Origin of the sequence: Tritonibacter mobilis, from assembly GCF_001681715.1 — a bacterium.
GTDB lineage: Bacteria > Pseudomonadota > Alphaproteobacteria > Rhodobacterales > Rhodobacteraceae > Epibacterium > Epibacterium mobile.
The window spans coordinates 454862-471452 of sequence record NZ_LNWY01000005.1 but is presented as its reverse complement, the minus strand read 5'-3'; the positions used below and the strand labels follow the sequence as shown (position 1 = coordinate 471452).

Annotated in this window: 14 protein-coding genes; 4 read left to right on the top strand and 10 right to left on the bottom strand. The window is 56.6% G+C overall.

The window, feature by feature from the left end; genetic code table 11:
- Window positions 1-3: 3 nt before the first annotated feature.
- The 7 genes from UB90_RS06340 to cysQ form a co-directional block, all read right to left on the bottom strand.
- On the bottom strand, window positions 4-1704 hold the full coding sequence (locus tag UB90_RS06340) for a DUF5927 domain-containing protein (protein WP_065325473.1): 1701 nt from the start codon (window positions 1702-1704) through the stop codon (window positions 4-6).
- Entirely contained in the window at window positions 1701-2687 is a 987-nt protein-coding gene (locus UB90_RS06335; protein WP_065321465.1) for a glycosyltransferase family 2 protein, read from the bottom strand. The genes UB90_RS06340 and UB90_RS06335 overlap by 4 nt, the downstream gene beginning before the upstream one ends.
- A 138-nt stretch (window positions 2688-2825) precedes the next feature.
- Window positions 2826-3902, bottom strand: coding sequence for a glycosyltransferase family 2 protein (locus UB90_RS06330; RefSeq protein WP_065325474.1), 1077 nt, complete (start codon window positions 3900-3902; stop codon window positions 2826-2828).
- A 1-nt stretch (window position 3903) separates the two neighbouring features.
- Window positions 3904-4887: a UDP-glucose 4-epimerase GalE gene (gene galE, locus UB90_RS06325; protein ID WP_065325475.1), complete on the bottom strand. Its 984-nt coding sequence runs from the start codon at window positions 4885-4887 to the stop codon at window positions 3904-3906.
- 97 nt (window positions 4888-4984) lie between these two features.
- Window positions 4985-5878 carry a UTP--glucose-1-phosphate uridylyltransferase GalU gene (galU, locus tag UB90_RS06320; protein ID WP_009177675.1) on the bottom strand — a complete coding sequence of 298 codons (894 nt, stop codon included), beginning with the start codon at window positions 5876-5878 and terminating at the stop codon, window positions 4985-4987.
- 150 nt (window positions 5879-6028) lie between these two features.
- Complete coding sequence (locus tag UB90_RS06315; protein ID WP_065325476.1) at window positions 6029-6829, bottom strand: 3-deoxy-manno-octulosonate cytidylyltransferase; 801 nt, start codon at window positions 6827-6829, stop codon at window positions 6029-6031.
- Window positions 6830-7627 carry a 3'(2'),5'-bisphosphate nucleotidase CysQ gene (gene cysQ / locus UB90_RS06310; protein ID WP_065325477.1) on the bottom strand — a complete coding sequence of 266 codons (798 nt, stop codon included), beginning with the start codon at window positions 7625-7627 and terminating at the stop codon, window positions 6830-6832.
- A 121-nt stretch (window positions 7628-7748) separates the two neighbouring features.
- Between cysQ and UB90_RS06305 the strand changes: the two genes are divergently transcribed.
- Window positions 7749-8570 carry an ABC transporter permease gene (locus UB90_RS06305; RefSeq protein ID WP_065325478.1) on the top strand — a complete coding sequence of 274 codons (822 nt, stop codon included), beginning with the start codon at window positions 7749-7751 and terminating at the stop codon, window positions 8568-8570.
- A gap of 17 nt (window positions 8571-8587) precedes the next feature.
- Here UB90_RS06305 and UB90_RS06300 read toward each other — a convergent pair whose 3' ends face one another.
- The gene (locus tag UB90_RS06300) at window positions 8588-9190 is read right to left on the bottom strand and encodes an alpha-ketoglutarate-dependent dioxygenase AlkB family protein (protein WP_065325479.1); all 603 of its coding nucleotides are present in this window, start codon (window positions 9188-9190) and stop codon (window positions 8588-8590) included.
- Between the two features lie 207 nt (window positions 9191-9397).
- Between UB90_RS06300 and dnaK the strand changes: the two genes are divergently transcribed.
- The 3 genes from dnaK (at window position 9398) to radC (ending at window position 13469) form a co-directional block, all read left to right on the top strand.
- Window positions 9398-11323 carry a molecular chaperone DnaK gene (dnaK, locus tag UB90_RS06295; RefSeq protein WP_009177440.1) on the top strand — a complete coding sequence of 642 codons (1926 nt, stop codon included), beginning with the start codon at window positions 9398-9400 and terminating at the stop codon, window positions 11321-11323.
- 76 nt (window positions 11324-11399) lie between these two features.
- Window positions 11400-12554, top strand: a complete 1155-nt coding sequence (gene dnaJ / locus UB90_RS06290; RefSeq protein WP_065325480.1) for a molecular chaperone DnaJ — start codon at window positions 11400-11402, stop codon at window positions 12552-12554.
- Between the two features lie 138 nt (window positions 12555-12692).
- Window positions 12693-13469: a RadC family protein gene (gene radC, locus UB90_RS06285; protein ID WP_065325481.1), complete on the top strand. Its 777-nt coding sequence runs from the start codon at window positions 12693-12695 to the stop codon at window positions 13467-13469.
- Here the strand turns inward: radC and gyrB are convergent.
- On the bottom strand, window positions 13466-15883 hold the full coding sequence (gene gyrB, locus UB90_RS06280) for a DNA topoisomerase (ATP-hydrolyzing) subunit B (protein WP_065325482.1): 2418 nt from the start codon (window positions 15881-15883) through the stop codon (window positions 13466-13468). The genes radC and gyrB overlap by 4 nt on opposite strands.
- A gap of 85 nt (window positions 15884-15968) precedes the next feature.
- Window positions 15969-16562: an NAD(P)H-dependent oxidoreductase gene (locus UB90_RS06275; protein ID WP_065325621.1), complete on the bottom strand. Its 594-nt coding sequence runs from the start codon at window positions 16560-16562 to the stop codon at window positions 15969-15971.
- Window positions 16563-16591: the final 29 nt, after the last annotated feature.

Here is a 16591-nt window from a genome sequence, read left to right as displayed (position 1 = left end):
TGACTACTTCACAACATAGGTTTTGCGCATCGGGCGCGCAGGGCGCGCCGGTGCGGGTGTGGTGGGGAAATCGCCCATCAGATAGGGATGCATTCCCTGATTTTTCAGGTTTTGCAGAAACTGGCCAAAGCCGGTCAGATCCACCATACGCGGAGCCTCTGCGATATGGCTGCGCGAGATTGGACCGATTTCATCAATAATAGTTTGCAGGTTCTCCATCGGGGCCTCAATGAACTCCGCCATACTCCAGACCCGAATACGCGCGTTGGTCCAGCGTCCGCGCAGGATTTTCAGATGCTCCGCTTCAATTCGCTGCAACTTAGCCGCCTCACGACGTAGATCCGCAAAGCTGCGATTGGTCTTGAACAACGACACAGACCACGCCCCGGAAATCACCGAGATTTGCGCATTGCTGTCCTGCGCAATGAACCAGTTGGCCGCCTGAGTGTCGCGTGGGCCAAACTGAAAACACTGACGTTCGCCCCGGGTGTTCCAGATCAAATTGGTGAGAAAGCTTTGTGGATTGCGGTCGCGGTGCAATGCACTGTCACTGAGACAGCCATTGAACAATTTCTGTCCGCCGGAAAACTCTGCCCGCTCTGGGGCGAAGAGATGACCATGCACCCGTGCACCCGTGGCGCGTGCAAGCCAGCTTTCAAAGTCTTCAAACAGCTCTGAGAAGCCCTGAAACATCGAATAGGCCCCGCAGGTCTGTTGATTTTCAACTCCTTTTGCGGGGTAGCGGCTCTGCATATAGAGGCCCTTACGCCCCCGCGTGCGCCGCTCTACCGCCTTGGCAAAGATCCGGTCGATCTTGCCCGGATTTGGTTCGGTGCGGTTGATATCGGCGGCTGTGGGCGACAGGAACGCCTGATAAAGCCGCTCCGCATGGGGCCAGATCTTGCGCGCGACAAAGCAATCCGAGCGACGCAACAATTGCAAATGGTCGTCGTAAAAAACATGCGGTTTGCCCTGATAGTCAAATTTCGACAGCGTCAGGGAACGGCTCTCGATATTGTCGGAATGCAGGCGTGCGAGGGTCTGATAGTAGCTCTCGTCCGGTATCCAGACGTGGCGAAAATAGGCGTCATATCGCGCCCGGTCCGCATCTGTGAGAATAGCCGTGAGGGTGCGACGGGTTAGGCACCACCATTGGCTTCCCATATGCGGTACCAGCCCGGCTGGGATACGGCGGCGCAGTTTCAGCCTACGTTGCAACCGCACATAGCCGTCAAACAATCTGCGGCGTTTTTTCCACGAGAACGGGAACCGCAAGGTAAAGCGTTCAGTGCTGAGACCGCCCACGATCCAAGGGACATCCGCAGTTGTGGCGCTCTCGATAAAGTCGATATCAGGCCGTGCTGCCAGATAGGTCTGCAATTCCTGAACGGGGCGCAAAGGCAAGCAAGAACCGGATGCCAAGTAGACATGATCCACATCAGCAAACTCTGAAAGCATTAACTCAGACGCACATTGAGAGGCTTCGACGATCCCCCATGTGCCCCATTCGCAGCGATGACGGCGTGAAAACCGTACCAATGGATCGTTCTTCAGGCGCGCGCAAAACGCCTGAAACACCTTTCGGTCTACCTGTCGGTCTACATGCAATACCACGGGGCAGCCTGAGGCCGTCCAATGCCGCACAACCTGTTCCGCGCGGTCCAAAGCCGTGTGCACCAGCATGATGACGCCGACGTTACTCATGCCCAGTTCCCTTTGGACATCAGGCCGAGGATCTCCAACTGGCGCCAGTTGATGTATTTTTCGCTCCACTTGCACCACAGCTCAGGCGCGGCGTCGGCTGTTTTGGCGTAGGCCGTATATTCAATGGAGCCCGCGTAATGCTGTCGGCGTTTGAGTTCCTCTTCGGCCTTGGCGGTGAAAGTGTTGAGGAATTTCGTGTGCATCAGGATGCCGCTGGCTTTTTCGCCGCCATCGGTTTCATAAACCTGATTGAGACCACGCGGCAAAAGCATATGGGTCGAGCTGACATAGGCGTAGCGACGATCCCATTTGACCAATGGGATTTTATTCAGCGCAGGTGCTAGCTTAGGTCGGTCAGCAAAAAACACCCGCGCACGCGGGCCACCCTGTATCCACAGGTTGCCGTAGCGCGCATTTCGCGTGATCGTGTAATTTCCGCTGTCGAACCAATGGGCAATGTCCAGCGGATCCTGCCCCGGCTGGTAAGGCACCTCGTCAATGCGCCCCTTGGGATAGACATCCAGAAGCATCGCGGAAAAGCTGCGAATTTGCGAACTGTCCAGCCAATCTGTCAGCGCGCGCACCGGGCGCGTATCGCAAAACGGATAGACGAACAGCTCATCAGCGTCGACGACAAGGCACCAGTGGTCATGGCCGTATTTGCGCAACAACGCATTGACCCAATCGACGCCGAAAGTGGCCCGCTTATAGCTGCCGCGTGCATTCCAGACAGAGACGTCTCCCATGCCCGACAAATAGCCCTGCGCACCGTCGCTTGACCCATTGTCGATAAACAGGAAGTGATTCACCCCGAGGCTGCGATAATACTGCAGAAAGTAAGGCAGTCGGATCTGCTCGTTGCGAAAGGTGCAGACGAGCAAAATATCACCGGGACGGATGCGACCTGTGTTGTTTTGCACGCAACGTAAATTTCGAGATTTCCTTAACGCACGCAGAAGCCGGCGCTTGCGCCTGATCCGCATACGGTAAGAGTCCCAAAGCCCCAATTCAGTGTCCCCGCTCTCCGGAATCTGCCCCAAGACCCCGATACAGGCGCCGGTCGCCTCAACCCGCGCAAGTTCGCATTAATATGTCATGTCCACGATTAGGAAACAATGCGTTTAGAATTGGTTACGCCGCGAGGGTAGGCTTATGACATCTTCGTCAAAACCCCGACAAAGCCCCAGGTCCGCCAGTTGCTCCGGCGTACGGTATTGCTGCGCCTCAGGGTGCCAGAGGTCGGGTCGGGCTTCAATCTGTGTGTAGTAGCCGTCAAACATCGACGGTGTGTGGAAATGTTCAGCGCGGTTGCGTTCAACTGCCGCTTTTCCGACCACTTCGGGTAGAAACTTCGTATGGAGCAATACGCCTGAGGGCAGCTGCCCTTTTACGCCATCATAGAGCGCGTTTAACGCCCGCGGCAAAAGCGCGTGGGTCGAATTGGTATAGGCATAGCGCCAGTGCCAGCGGATCAAGGGGATCTTGTTCAGCGTTGGACTGCGTTCGGGCGTATTGCTAAAAAACGCGCGCTCACGTGCGCCACCCTGAAGCCAGAGGTTGCCCTGCGGGGCCTGCCGCACCGCGCGATAGGGGGCTTCGTCAAACCACCGAAGTACCTCTGTCGGATCCTGTCCGGCGCGGTAGTCCTGCGCCCCCAATGGCCCTTTCGGGTAGAGGTCAAGCATCAACGCGCCAAACCCCGTCTGCCCAATCTGTTCAAGCCGGTCGGTCAACATAGGGAGCGGCATCTGGTCCATCTCGGGGTAAACCAGCAACTCATCCACATCCACGGTGAGGCACCAATGGCGATGACCGAAATGCATCAAGAGCCAGCCTGACCAATCCAGACCAAAACGGCTGTCACGATAGCTGCCATCCGCCTGCCACAGAGACAGGTCCCCACGCTGTGCTTCGCGTTGCAACAGCGCGAAGCTGCCATCGTCGCTGGCATTATCCACCACAAGAAAATGCGCCGCGCCAAGTCTTCGGTAGTGGTCCAGAAAATAAGGCAAGCGTAGGGACTCATTGCGCAAAACAACCACGACGAGGATATCATTTTGCGCAATATGGGCCGTGTTGTCCGCAATGGAGCGCAGATCTCGACGTGCCCGAAAGGCACGCCACAGATACCGCCGCCGCTTTATACGCAGCCGATAGGCTGACATAAGCGAGATCGGAGGCAGCTGCGGCGCAGTCATATTAACGCTCGTAATGGCCGCTTTGATGCCAGCGCCACGCATCGGCAATCATCTGATCCAGGGTGGAGCGTTTTGGCTCCCAGCCCAGTTCATGACCCGCGCGAACAGACCCGGACACCAGTTTGGTGCAATCACCGGCGCGGCGCTCTCCAATCACATGGGGCACTTCGGTGTTGGTAACGGCCCGAGAATGCGACAGCACTTCCTTTACGGAAAATCCGCTTCCGGTGCCTAGATTGAAAACACGGCTGCCTTTGCCTTCCTCAAGCCATTTAAGACCAAGGATATGAGCATCGACCAAATCGCAAACATGGACATAATCACGAATGCAGGTGCCGTCCGGCGTGTCATAGTCGGTGCCAAATACGGTGAGCGCCGCGCGCTCGCCCTTTATGGCTTGGATCATCAGTGGCACCAAATGCGTTTCTGGCTGATGGAATTCCCCGACCTCGGCCTCCGGATCTGCACCCGCCACGTTAAAATAGCGAAAGATCACACTGCGCAGCCCATAGGCGGCCTCGAAGTCCCTCAGGATATCCTCAACCGCGCGTTTTGACGCTCCATAGGCATTCAGCGGCTGTTGCGGCGTGTTTTCATCCAACACCACATTGTCATGTTCGCCGTAAGTGGCACAGGTGGAGGAGAAGACGAAATCCAGACATCCGGCAGCAACTGCCGCCTCGATCAAACACAAGGAGCCACCAACATTATTGGCCCAATAGCGCCCCGGCTCTGACATCGCCTCGCCCACTTGGCTGAGGGCGGCAAAGTGCATGACCGCAACGGGTTGATAGCGGGCAAACACTTCATCAAGGCGGGTTCGATCCGTCAAGTCGCCCTGCTCAAAGGGGCCGAATTTGACAGCATCCTGCCAGCCGGTCACCAAATTGTCGTATGTGACAGGCGTATAGCCTGCCTGTTTGAGTGCCTTACACGCATGGGAGCCGATGTAGCCCGCTCCTCCCGTCACCAATACATAGGTCACTCTCGCCTGCCTCCTAGATGAAATCTGTGTCAGGAACGCTCAAGAAAAAGCCGCCCCGCAAAAGGGGCGGGCCTAAATTCGGGGAGTGAAGCGCCACTTATTCCGCAGCGCTGCGTGAAGGTACCACAGTGGAGATATACTCCATCAGGTCATCACGCAGTTCTTCGCGCTCCAGTGCAAAGGCAACCGTCGCCTGCAGGAACCCGGATTTCGAACCGCAGTCAAAACGGCGCCCATTAAAGCGATAGCCATAGACCGGAACGTCGCGCGCAATATCCTCGGCGATTGCATCGGTCAGCTGAATTTCACCACCGGCACCCTGTTTGCGCTTGTTGAGGTTATTCAGCACCGAAGGTGACAGGATGTAACGCCCGATCACCGCAAGATTTGAGGGCGCGTCTGCGCTCTTGGGTTTTTCGACCATCCCGTTCACCGAAACCACAGCGTCGTTGCTGTCTTTGACGTCCAGAATACCGTATGATGAGGTTTTCTCCGGCGCGACTTCCATCGCCGCAACCATGTTGCCGCCAGTTTCCTCGTAAGCCTCAACCATCTGCTGCAAACAGGGTTTTTCTGCAGCAATCACATCGTCGGGCAGCATTACAGCAAAAGGCTCATCTCCGATCAAGCGACGGGCACACCATACTGCGTGCCCCAAACCAAGCGCCTTGTGCTGGCGGATATAGGCGATCGCACCAGAATCCATGTTGGTAGATTTAAGAACTTCGAGCAGCTCATCCTTGCCCTTTTTGCGAAGTTCCTGCTCCAGAACAGGTGCGTGGTCAAAATAGTCTTCGAGAGCGCCCTTGCCGCGCGAGGTGACAAAGATAAATTCCTTGATGCCAGCAGCACGCGCCTCATCGATTGCGTATTGCACCAGCGGTCGGTCAACGAGAGTCATAATCTCCTTTGGCACCGATTTTGTTGCCGGAAGGAAGCGCGTGCCGAGGCCCGCCACGGGGAAAATAGCTTTTGTTACTTTTCTAGGCATTCAAACTCTCAATTTTTATCGAAGTTGACCCGGACCGACAGACGTCACCCCTTCAACCACAGTTTCATGACGACTGAAGGGTGAACCCCAAACTGCGTCATAAGTTTCAGGCCAGCACCGGTTATTTAAACCAGTTTTGCGCAAATTCGCCTATTCCAGCCCCATCTTTAGCATCATTGATTCAATTTTCGGCATGTCTTGTGGGTTGTTGAGTTCCCAGAACTCGCGCCCCCGTGCCTCAACAACCACACACAGGATCTTGCGCCCGTTCTCAAGAAAGCGCAGCTGTTCTAGCCCCTCAAGTGTTTCCAGCGGCCCCACCGGCCAATCCGGATAAGCCGCAAGCGCATCCGGGCGGTAGGCATAAACGCCGACATGATGGAACACAGGGGTGTCGTCGGCATCCTCATAAGCACCTGACTGGTAAGGGATTACCTCCTTAGAGAAGTAAAGTGCGCTGTGATCTGCGGCAAAAACCGCAGTGGTGCCGCCAACCCGCCCCTCTCGGCGATCCTGCAGCAAACTGTTGAGCGTCGCGCCATCGCACCGCAGTACAGGTGTGGCGAGCCCCATATCAGGTGCAGCTTTCAACCCGTTTACTAAGTCCTCGATGAACCATGGCGGCGTCAGCGGTGCGTCACCCTGCAGGTTCACGACCACCTCAAAGTTTCCGCCCAATGCCGCATGCGCTTCTGCACAGCGTTCGGTCCCATTGGCGCACTCAGTTGAGGTCATAACCACCTCCGCCCCGAACCCTTCAGCGGCCTCCTTAATGCGGTCGTCGTCCGTCGCGACCACCACGCGGTCCACGCCGTCAACATCACAGGCTGCGCGCCAAGAGCGTTCAATCAAGGTGCGCGTTTTGCCGGTTGCACCAGTGAGTTCCGCGAGCGGTTTACCCGGGTAACGGGTGGACGCATAGCGCGCCGGGATCACAATCAGGACGGACATTTATGCCTCTTTTAACTCGACGGCGGGCGCATGAGCGATGAAGAACGGGTTTGCGAAACCTTCTTTGCCGTAACGCAGCGGGCTGTGGTCATCAAAACGCACCACCGTACCACCGGCCCCATTCAAAACGGCGTGACCGGCTGCAGTGTCCCACTCCATCGTGCGACCAACCCGTGGGTAGAGATCCGCCTCACCGGTAGCCACAAGGCAAAACTTGAGAGACGAGCCGGCACTGCGGGTGTCTTTGACATTGTATTTGTTGATGTAATCGTCCGTCACCTGATCACGATGAGATTTCGACGCAACGACCAGCAATGCGTTGTTATCACTGTCGGCAACGCGAAGGGCGACGGTCTCACCAGCAACATCTTTTGCAAAGGGGCCTTTTTCCTCGACAGAAGAGCCATCTGCGAGCGTGTAGAACATCCGTTCGCGCGCGGGCGCATAGACCACGCCACGGGTCGGCACACCTGCTTCGACGTAAGCGATATTGACGGTAAAATCACCGCGCCGATTGATGAATTCTTTGGTGCCATCCAACGGATCGACGATCAGGAAAGTGTCGCCCTTGGCGCTGTGAGACTCTGCCTGTTCCTCAGTCACCAGTAACACACCCGGAAATGCCGCCCGCAAGCCTGCGGAGATCAAGGCATCGGCGGCCTCATCGGCGGCAGTCACCGGGCTGTCGTCGGACTTCTGTTTTACCTCGAAGTCATCCGCATTGTAGATCTCCATGATCTTGTCTCCGGCCTCCAGTGCCAGACGCCGCATCACCACAACCAGATCGTCATAATTCACTCGAAGACCTCCCGAAGACCCACATATTGCCACAAAGATTTGTGCTTCTTATGCTTACTTCGCAATGGATCAGCAAGAAATCCATGCGAGAATAAGCCACATACTGCTGAATCCTGAGGCCATGTTTCGTTATCGTACCGATAAATCGTCGCTTTCACGCGCCATCACGCTGAGTGAAGTTGTCTTTCACTCGGTGGTGAGGAGTGTCCGGTCGAAACATAACAACGCATTCATGGCCCTCGGCACAAATATCGTCCAGTCGGTGATGTTTGTGATGTTCTTCTACTTCATGTTCACTGTGATGGGCATCAAAGGCGCTGCGATCCGCGGCGACTTCCTCCTTTACATGATGTCTGGCGTATTCCTGTTCATGACCCATACCAAAACAGTGGGTGCGGTCGTGGGGGCCGAAGGGGCATCAAGCCCGATGATGCAGCACGCCCCGATGAACACCACGATCGCCATCCTGTCGGCTGCGCTTGGGGCGCTGTATCTACAGGTGTTGTCGATGCTGATTATTCTGTTTGCCTATCACGTGGCCTTTACCCCGATCCATATCGAGGAGCCCATTCCGGCGTTTGGAATGATGCTCCTGTCATGGGCCTCTGGCGCGGCAATCGGGCTGGTTCTTTATGTATTGAAACCCTGGCTGCCGGGTGCAATTGGGATCATCTCCACGATCTATCAGCGCTCTAACATGTTGTTTTCAGGCAAAATGGTTTTGGCAAACACGCTCCCCGGATACATGTTGCCAATGTTCATCTGGAATCCGCTGTTCCACACGATCGATCAGGCGCGTGGCTATATTTTTATCAACTACAACCCTCACGTCACATGGTGGGAATATACTGTGTGGCTCACACTTATCTTCCTTGTGCTGGGGCTTATGGGCGAATTTTACACACGTCGCTCGGTGTCGCTCAGTTGGGGTGCAAAGCGCTGATATACGCGCCTTGCCGCTCAGGTCACAACTCTCAGTGTGAGGTTCACGCGACCGCCTTTCGGCAATAGCCGGGAGGAGCGAAACCGAATGCGATCCACCCCATGATAGGCCAGACGCGCATCCCCTCCCATTACCACAACGTCGCCAGAGTTGAGCCAGATCGATTCCGTCTTCTCTTTGCGTGACGTGCCCCCAACACGCAGCAAGCCGTCATCACCCAAAGATATCGACACCACCGGATAGGAAAAATCCGCTTCGTCTTTGTCCTGATGCAGGCCCATGCGAGCGCCTTCGCCATAATAGTTGAACAGACAGCAATCCGGCATTCGATCCCGGTCAATGAGCTTAGCCCAGATTTTCAGGACTTCGGCCGGAATCTCCGGCCATGCCTGCCCCGAAGGGTGGCGATCTGCGTACCGATACCCGCTTTTGTCGCTGAACCACCCATAGGTACCAGCAGAGGTCATGCGAACCGACATCTGACCGCCCCCGGGGACTTCTGGCGAAAACAATGGCGCTGCACGCAACACCGGGCGCAACGCCTGAATCAACTCCCGCTGCGCTTCGGCGGCGAGAAAACCCTTGTGAATTTCGAATCCGCGCACCTTGAGCCGTGCCATTTACCCAATCTTCACTCTGTTTGTCGCAAAACCGCCCACAATTGCCTATGACTGGGCAATCGCGCGGTTGCAGGGGTGATTTTCGCTCCCTATATACGCCGGGAAGCGGTCGGGTGCAGACCCTATCGCAACTGAATCGGGGCCGGAATGCCAAAACGGGTTTCGGCTTCGGGTAATCGCCTTGTGAAGTAAAAGGGATCGAACACAATGAGCAAAGTGATCGGGATTGACCTCGGTACCACCAACTCCTGCGTCGCCATCATGGACGGCTCTCAACCCCGCGTGATTGAGAACGCAGAAGGTGCACGCACCACCCCCTCCATCGTCGCCTTCACCGATGAAGAGCGCCTTGTTGGCCAGCCTGCAAAACGTCAGGCCGTGACCAACCCGGACAACACCATTTTTGGTGTGAAGCGCCTGATTGGCCGCCGGTTCGACGACAGCGACCTCGCCAAAGACAAAAAGAACCTGCCGTTCAACGTGATCGACGGCGGTAACGGAGACGCTTGGGTAGAAGCCAAATCCGAGAAGTACTCCCCCTCCCAGATTTCCGCTTTCATCCTCGGTAAGATGAAAGAAACCGCCGAGAGCTATCTTGGTGAAGAAGTGACGCAGGCGGTCATCACCGTTCCAGCGTATTTTAACGACGCCCAGCGTCAGGCCACCAAAGACGCCGGCAAGATTGCTGGCCTCGAAGTGCTGCGCATCATCAACGAGCCGACCGCGGCTGCGCTTGCCTATGGTCTCGACAAAGCCGAAACTCAGACCATCGCAGTCTATGACCTTGGTGGCGGTACCTTTGACGTTACCATCCTCGAGATCGACGATGGCCTGTTTGAAGTGAAATCCACCAACGGTGACACGTTCCTCGGCGGTGAAGACTTCGACATGCGCATCGTGAACTACCTCGCGGATGAGTTCAAAAAAGAGCACGGCGTTGATCTGACTAAAGACAAGATGGCGCTGCAGCGTCTGAAAGAGGCCGCCGAAAAAGCCAAGATCGAGCTGTCCTCCTCCAGCCAGACCGAGATCAACCAGCCGTTCATCTCGATGGATTCTTCGACCGGCCAGCCGCTTCACATGGTGATGAAGCTGACCCGCGCGAAGCTGGAGACCCTCGTTGGCGACCTGATCAAGAACTCCATGAAGCCTTGCGCCGCCGCGCTGAAGGATGCTGGCCTGTCCGCGTCCGACATCGACGAGGTTGTTCTGGTCGGTGGTATGACCCGCATGCCGAAAGTCATCGAAGAGGTGACCAAATTCTTCGGCAAGGAGCCGCACAAGGGTGTGAACCCTGACGAAGTGGTTGCCATGGGTGCCGCCATTCAGGCCGGTGTTCTGCAAGGCGACGTGAAGGATGTTGTTCTTCTCGACGTGACCCCACTGTCCCTGGGCATTGAGACCCTCGGCGGTGTCTTCACCCGTCTGATCGACCGCAACACCACCATCCCGACGAAAAAGTCGCAGGTCTTCTCCACTGCCGAAGACAACCAGAATGCTGTGACCATTCGCGTGTTCCAGGGTGAGCGCGAGATGGCGGCCGACAACAAGATGCTCGGTCAGTTCAATCTCGAAGACATCCCGCCCGCACCGCGTGGCATGCCACAGATCGAGGTGACCTTCGACATCGACGCCAATGGTATCGTCTCGGTCTCTGCCAAGGACAAAGGCACTGGCAAAGAGCAGAACATCACCATTCAGGCATCCGGCGGTCTCTCTGACGAGGACATCGAAAAGATGGTCAAGGACGCCGAGGACAATGCCGAGGCGGACAAGGAACGTCGTGAGCTCATTGAAGCACGCAACCAGGCCGAAAGCCTGATCCACTCGACCGAGAAATCGATCGAAGATCACGGCGACAAGGTTGACCCCTCCACGATTGAGGCGATCGAACTGGCCATTGCCGCGCTCAAGGACGACCTCGAGGGCGATAAGGCCAATGCCGAGAAAATCAAATCCGGCATCCAGAACGTCACCGAGGCTGCTATGCGTCTTGGCGAAGCCATCTATAAGGCTCAGGCCGAAGACGGCGACTCTGACGAGCCGACCGCCGCTGACGAAGGTTCCTCTGCAGGGTCCGACGACGACATCGTCGATGCCGAGTTTGAGGATCTGGACGACAACAAGCGCTAAGGCTGCACCTTGGCCAAAGATGGGCCGGTCCGACCCCGGACCGGCCCTCTTTCGTTGAGGCAGAAGGGATATTCCGATGTCAAAACGTGACTATTACGAGGTGCTCGGTGTCTCTAAGGGGGCAAGCGCCGACGAAATCAAGAAAGGCTTTCGCAAGAAAGCCAAGGAACTGCACCCGGACCGCAATGCGGACAATCCAGATGCAGAAGCACAGTTCAAAGAAGCCAATGAAGCCTATGACGTTCTAAAAGATCCAGAGCGCAAGGCCGCCTATGATCGCTATGGTCATGCCGCATTTGAAAACGGCATGGGTGGTGGCGGCGGTCGCGCAGGTGGGCATCCCGGAGGAGATTTCTCCTCTGCCTTCTCCGATGTCTTCGATGATCTCTTTGGCGACTTCATGGGTGGTGGCGGTGGCCGCGGCGGAGCACGGCAACGGGCAACCCGCGGTGCAGATCTGCGCTACAACCTGCGCCTCTCCCTAGAGGAGGCGTTTGCCGGGCTGCACAAGACCATCAACGTGCCGACTTCGGTCAGCTGTACGTCCTGTGACGGCACCGGTGCTGAGGGCGGCGCAGAGCCGACGACATGCCCGACCTGTTCGGGCATGGGTAAAGTGCGCGCACAGCAGGGCTTTTTCACAGTTGAACGCACCTGTCCGACATGCTCCGGCCTCGGTCAGATGATCAAAAACCCGTGCAAGACCTGCCATGGTCACGGCCGGGTTGAAAAGGATCGTTCGCTTTCCGTGAACATCCCGGCAGGTGTGGAAACCGGCACGCGCATCCGCCTTGCCGGTGAAGGTGAAGCAGGCCTGCGCGGTGGCCCTCCGGGCGATCTTTATATCTTTATTGAGGTCGCGCGCCACGAGCTGTTTGAGCGTGAAGGCAACAATCTCCACTGCCGCGTGCCGGTTTCCATGGCCAAAGCAGCGCTGGGCGGTGCCATAGAGGTTCCCACCATCGACGGGGGACGAGGCCGTGTACAGATCCCAGAAGGCAGCCAGTCTGGACGCCAGATGCGTTTGCGAGGCAAAGGCATGCCCGCACTACGGGGCGGGGGAACCGGAGACATGTTCATCGAGCTTGCTGTGGAAACCCCGGTTAACCTGACCCCTCGCCAGAAGGAGATCCTGAAGGAGTTTGACGAGATTTCAGAGGAAAACACCAACCCTGAAACCCGCAGCTTCTTCTCCTCGGTCAAAAGCTTCTGGGACGGCATGAAGGGCTGATCTGGGCCCAACCGACGGGCCTTCGGGCCCGTCTCAACCTGCAAAACGCCCTTCGGGGCGTTTTTCTTTTTGCTAGCCTCACGATCCGCGCCCCGCATATTAACGCCTCGATAACCAAAATGGCGGCACGATGGCGATATGGGAAAATCGGGCCGCTTTGAGGAACAGATGCTGCCCCTCTTTGGGGAGCGGGCTGGGGATAGTGATGAAGCCCCTGCCCTTCCAGCGCCACAGGGTCGTCTGCCGTCCTACATCAAGGATCATCGCGCCCGCCTGCGCGCCCGCTTCATGAGCGGGGGGGCAGCAGCATTGCCTGACTATGAACTCCTTGAGTTGATCCTGTTTCGCTCCATCCCACGCAGAGATGTCAAACCCTTGGCGCATCAGTTGCTGACACAGTTTGGCGACTTTAATCGCGTGCTATCCGCTTCGCCAGAACGGTTATCAGAGGTACAGGGCATCGGTCAGGCGGTGATCTGCGATCTCAAGATCCTCGAGGCTACCGCGCAGCGCATGGCACGCGCAAAGGTGATGCAGCGGCAAGTGATAGCAAGCTGGGACGCGCTTTTGGATTATTGCCACACTGCTATGGCCCATCGCGAAACCGAGCAGTTCCGAGTGCTCTATCTGGATCGTAAAAACGTCCTGATCGCGGATGAAGAACAAGGACGCGGCACGGTCGATCATGTGCCTGTATATCCGCGCGAGGTTGCAAAACGGGCGCTGGAACTCAATTCCAGCGCCCTGATTTTAGTGCACAATCACCCTTCAGGCGACCCCACGCCCTCGCAGGCAGATATTGCTATGACCCGCAAGGTAGAGGCCGCACTGGACGCGCTTGGCATCACCTTACATGACCACTTGATCATCGGGGCCTCGGACGAGTTGTCCTTTCGCTCCGAAGGGCTGCTTTAGAAGTCCAGATTTTCCACGCTCAGCGCGTTTTTCTGAATGAACTCTCGGCGCGGCTCGACCACGTCACCCATCAGTTTGGTGAAGAGATCATCCGCTTCGATCATATCGTCCACGCGCACTTGCAACAGGGTCCGGGCATCCGGGTCCAATGTGGTTTCCCACAGCTGATCCGGGTTCATCTCGCCCAGACCTTTGTAACGCTGCAACGTCAGGCCCTTTTCGCCTTCTTCCAGAATGGCCTTCAGCAGATCAAGCGGTCCGTAGATGGCTTGCTGGCGATCCTTGCGGTGCAGCACGGCCGGTGCACCATAAATCTCTTGCAAGGATTTGGTGAAGCTGCCTGTCTTGCGCGCTTCACCAGAGCGCAGCATCGGCCCATCCAGCGTGCGGACCTCTTCCACACCGCGCAAGATACGTGCCAGACGGATGCCATGATCCTGCGTGATGCGCCCTTGCCAGCCGCGCTCATATTCCAGCGCAATCAGGTCAAGGCGGGTTGCAACTTTATCGGCGACGCCCTGCAGATCGCTGTCCACAGCACCCGGCACGAAGGCACCTGCAATCGCGGCCTGCTCAAGGATGTGACGCGGATAATGGGTCGGGAACGCATCCAGCAGACGATTTAGGCGGCGCGCCTCATCCACCACACGGGTCAGGTCTTGACCAGCGATCTCAGATCCATCTCCGAGGCGCAGAATAGCTCCATCAACCCCTTGATTGATAAGGTATTCCTCCATCGCCGCCTGATCCTTCAGGTAGACTTCGGACTTGCCACGGCTCACTTTGTAAAGCGGCGGCTGCGCGATATAGAGATAGCCCCCTTCAATCAGCTCCGGCATCTGGCGATAGAAGAAGGTGAGGAGGAGTGTTCGGATGTGCGCACCATCGACGTCCGCGTCGGTCATGATGACGATCTTGTGGTAGCGCAGTTTCTCGATGTTGAACTCGTCGCGCCCAATGCCGGTGCCAAGCGCCATCACAAGGTTGCCAATCTCTTGGCTGCCAAGCATCCGGTCAAACCGGGCACGCTCCACGTTGAGGATCTTACCTTTCAGGGGCAGGATGGCCTGTGTCTGACGATCGCGTCCGGTTTGCGCAGAGCCGCCCGCAGAGTCACCCTCGACGAGGAAGACTTCGGTCTTTGAGGGGTCTTTCTCGGAACAATCCTTGAGCTTGCCTGCAAGGAAATTCACGTCCATCGCGGTTTTGCGGCGGGTGAGTTCGCGGGCCTTGCGCGCTGCTTCTCGGGCCAGTGCGGCCTCGATGATTTTGCCGACGACCTGCTTGGCCACTTGGGGATTTTCTTCGAACCACTCGGCGAGTTTTTCACCCATTAGGCTCTCTACCACCGGGCGTACCTCGGAAGAGACAAGCTTATCCTTGGTCTGAGAGGAAAATTTCGGGTCCGGTACTTTTACCGACAGCACACAGGTCAAACCTTCGCGCGCATCATCGCCAGTGAAGGAGACCTTTTCCTTTTTGGCAATCCCAGAGGATTGTGCATAGTTGTTGATGGTGCGGGTCAGCGCACCGCGGAAGCCCGCCACATGGGTACCACCGTCGCGCTGGGGAATGTTGTTGGTAAAAGGCAGCACCGTCTCGTGGTAGCTGTCATTCCACCACATAGCGATCTCGATGCCGATGTCGTCTTTTTCGCCTTTAATGTAGATCGGCGCGTCCATCACGGGCGTCTTTGAGCGGTCAAGATATTTGACGAACTCATTGACGCCGCCCTCATAGAACAGCTCACTCTCAAGCCGCTCTGCCGGGCGTTCGTCCGTAACAACAATACGCACGCCAGAGTTCAGGAAAGCCAGTTCCCGCAAACGCTTTTCCAGCGTCTCGAAGGAATATTCGAGGTTAGAGAACGTGTCGGTCGAAGCAAGGAAGCGCACTTCGGTTCCCGTGCGATCACCGCAGTCGCCCACAACGGTCAAATGCTTCACCGTGTCACCGCGTTCAAAACGCGCCACGTGTTCTTTGCCGCTGCGCCAGATACGTAGTTCCAGCCAATCAGAGAGCGCGTTCACAACCGAAACGCCCACCCCGTGCAGACCGCCAGAAACCTTGTAGGAATTGCTGTCAAATTTCCCGCCCGCGTGGAGCTGGGTCATGATGACCTCGGCCGCAGAGACGCCTTCCTCAGCGTGAATGTCGACCGGGATACCGCGTCCGTTATCGCTTACTGAAACGCTGGAATCCGCGTGGATTGTGACCGTTACACGGTCCGCATGTCCCGCCAGCGCCTCGTCGATACCGTTGTCCACGACCTCATAGACCATGTGGTGCAAACCGGAGCCGTCGTCGGTGTCGCCGATGTACATGCCAGGCCGTTTGCGCACGGCCTCCAACCCCTTGAGAACTTTGATGGAATCTGCGCCATATTCTGTCGGAGCTTGCTCGTTTTCGGACATTCACGTCATCCTATTCTTGCTTTCGGATTTTATACGCGTTCCGGGGGGGGATGTCACGCGCAACCCCCCTTTTTTCTTGGCAGAATCACGCAGCGGCTCGACCAAGTTCCGTCACTGTTTTCTGCCAGTTTTCCACCTGCCCCGGCTTAGGTTCTGACGCTGGGGCGAAACTGGTGTAACGCACCGGTTTAATCCCGACAAAACCGAGGATTTGCCGCGACAGGATTTTCTTGATCGCGTTGCCGTAAGACAGTCGCAGGAACCACGCCGGTGTATCTGACGTCATCAGGACACGCGCGGTTTTTCCTGACAGCATGGGAGCAGGCAAGCCCAAAGAAGAGGTGTTCCGGGTATCAAAAGCCTGTCCCGGCAAAAGCGCGCGATCAAACAACCCTTTGAGTTTTGCCGGGAACGCACCCCACCACAGCGGCGTGGTGAGGACCAGATGTTCGGCCCACTGCAAATCCGACACAAAGTTCTGCAAATCAACCTCAAGTGGTTTTGTATTTTGATAGCCTCCTTGACCAAAATCCATATCAAACTGCATTTGCGACAGGTCGTGATAGCGCACCTCGTGACCGGCTTTTTCAGCCGCCTGCAGATATTGATCCGCGAGGGATTTATTGAGTGACGTCTGACCGGGATGGCCATTCAGAATGATGATCTTTCGCGTGGACATGAGAGGCTCCGCATAGCAAAATGTGACTT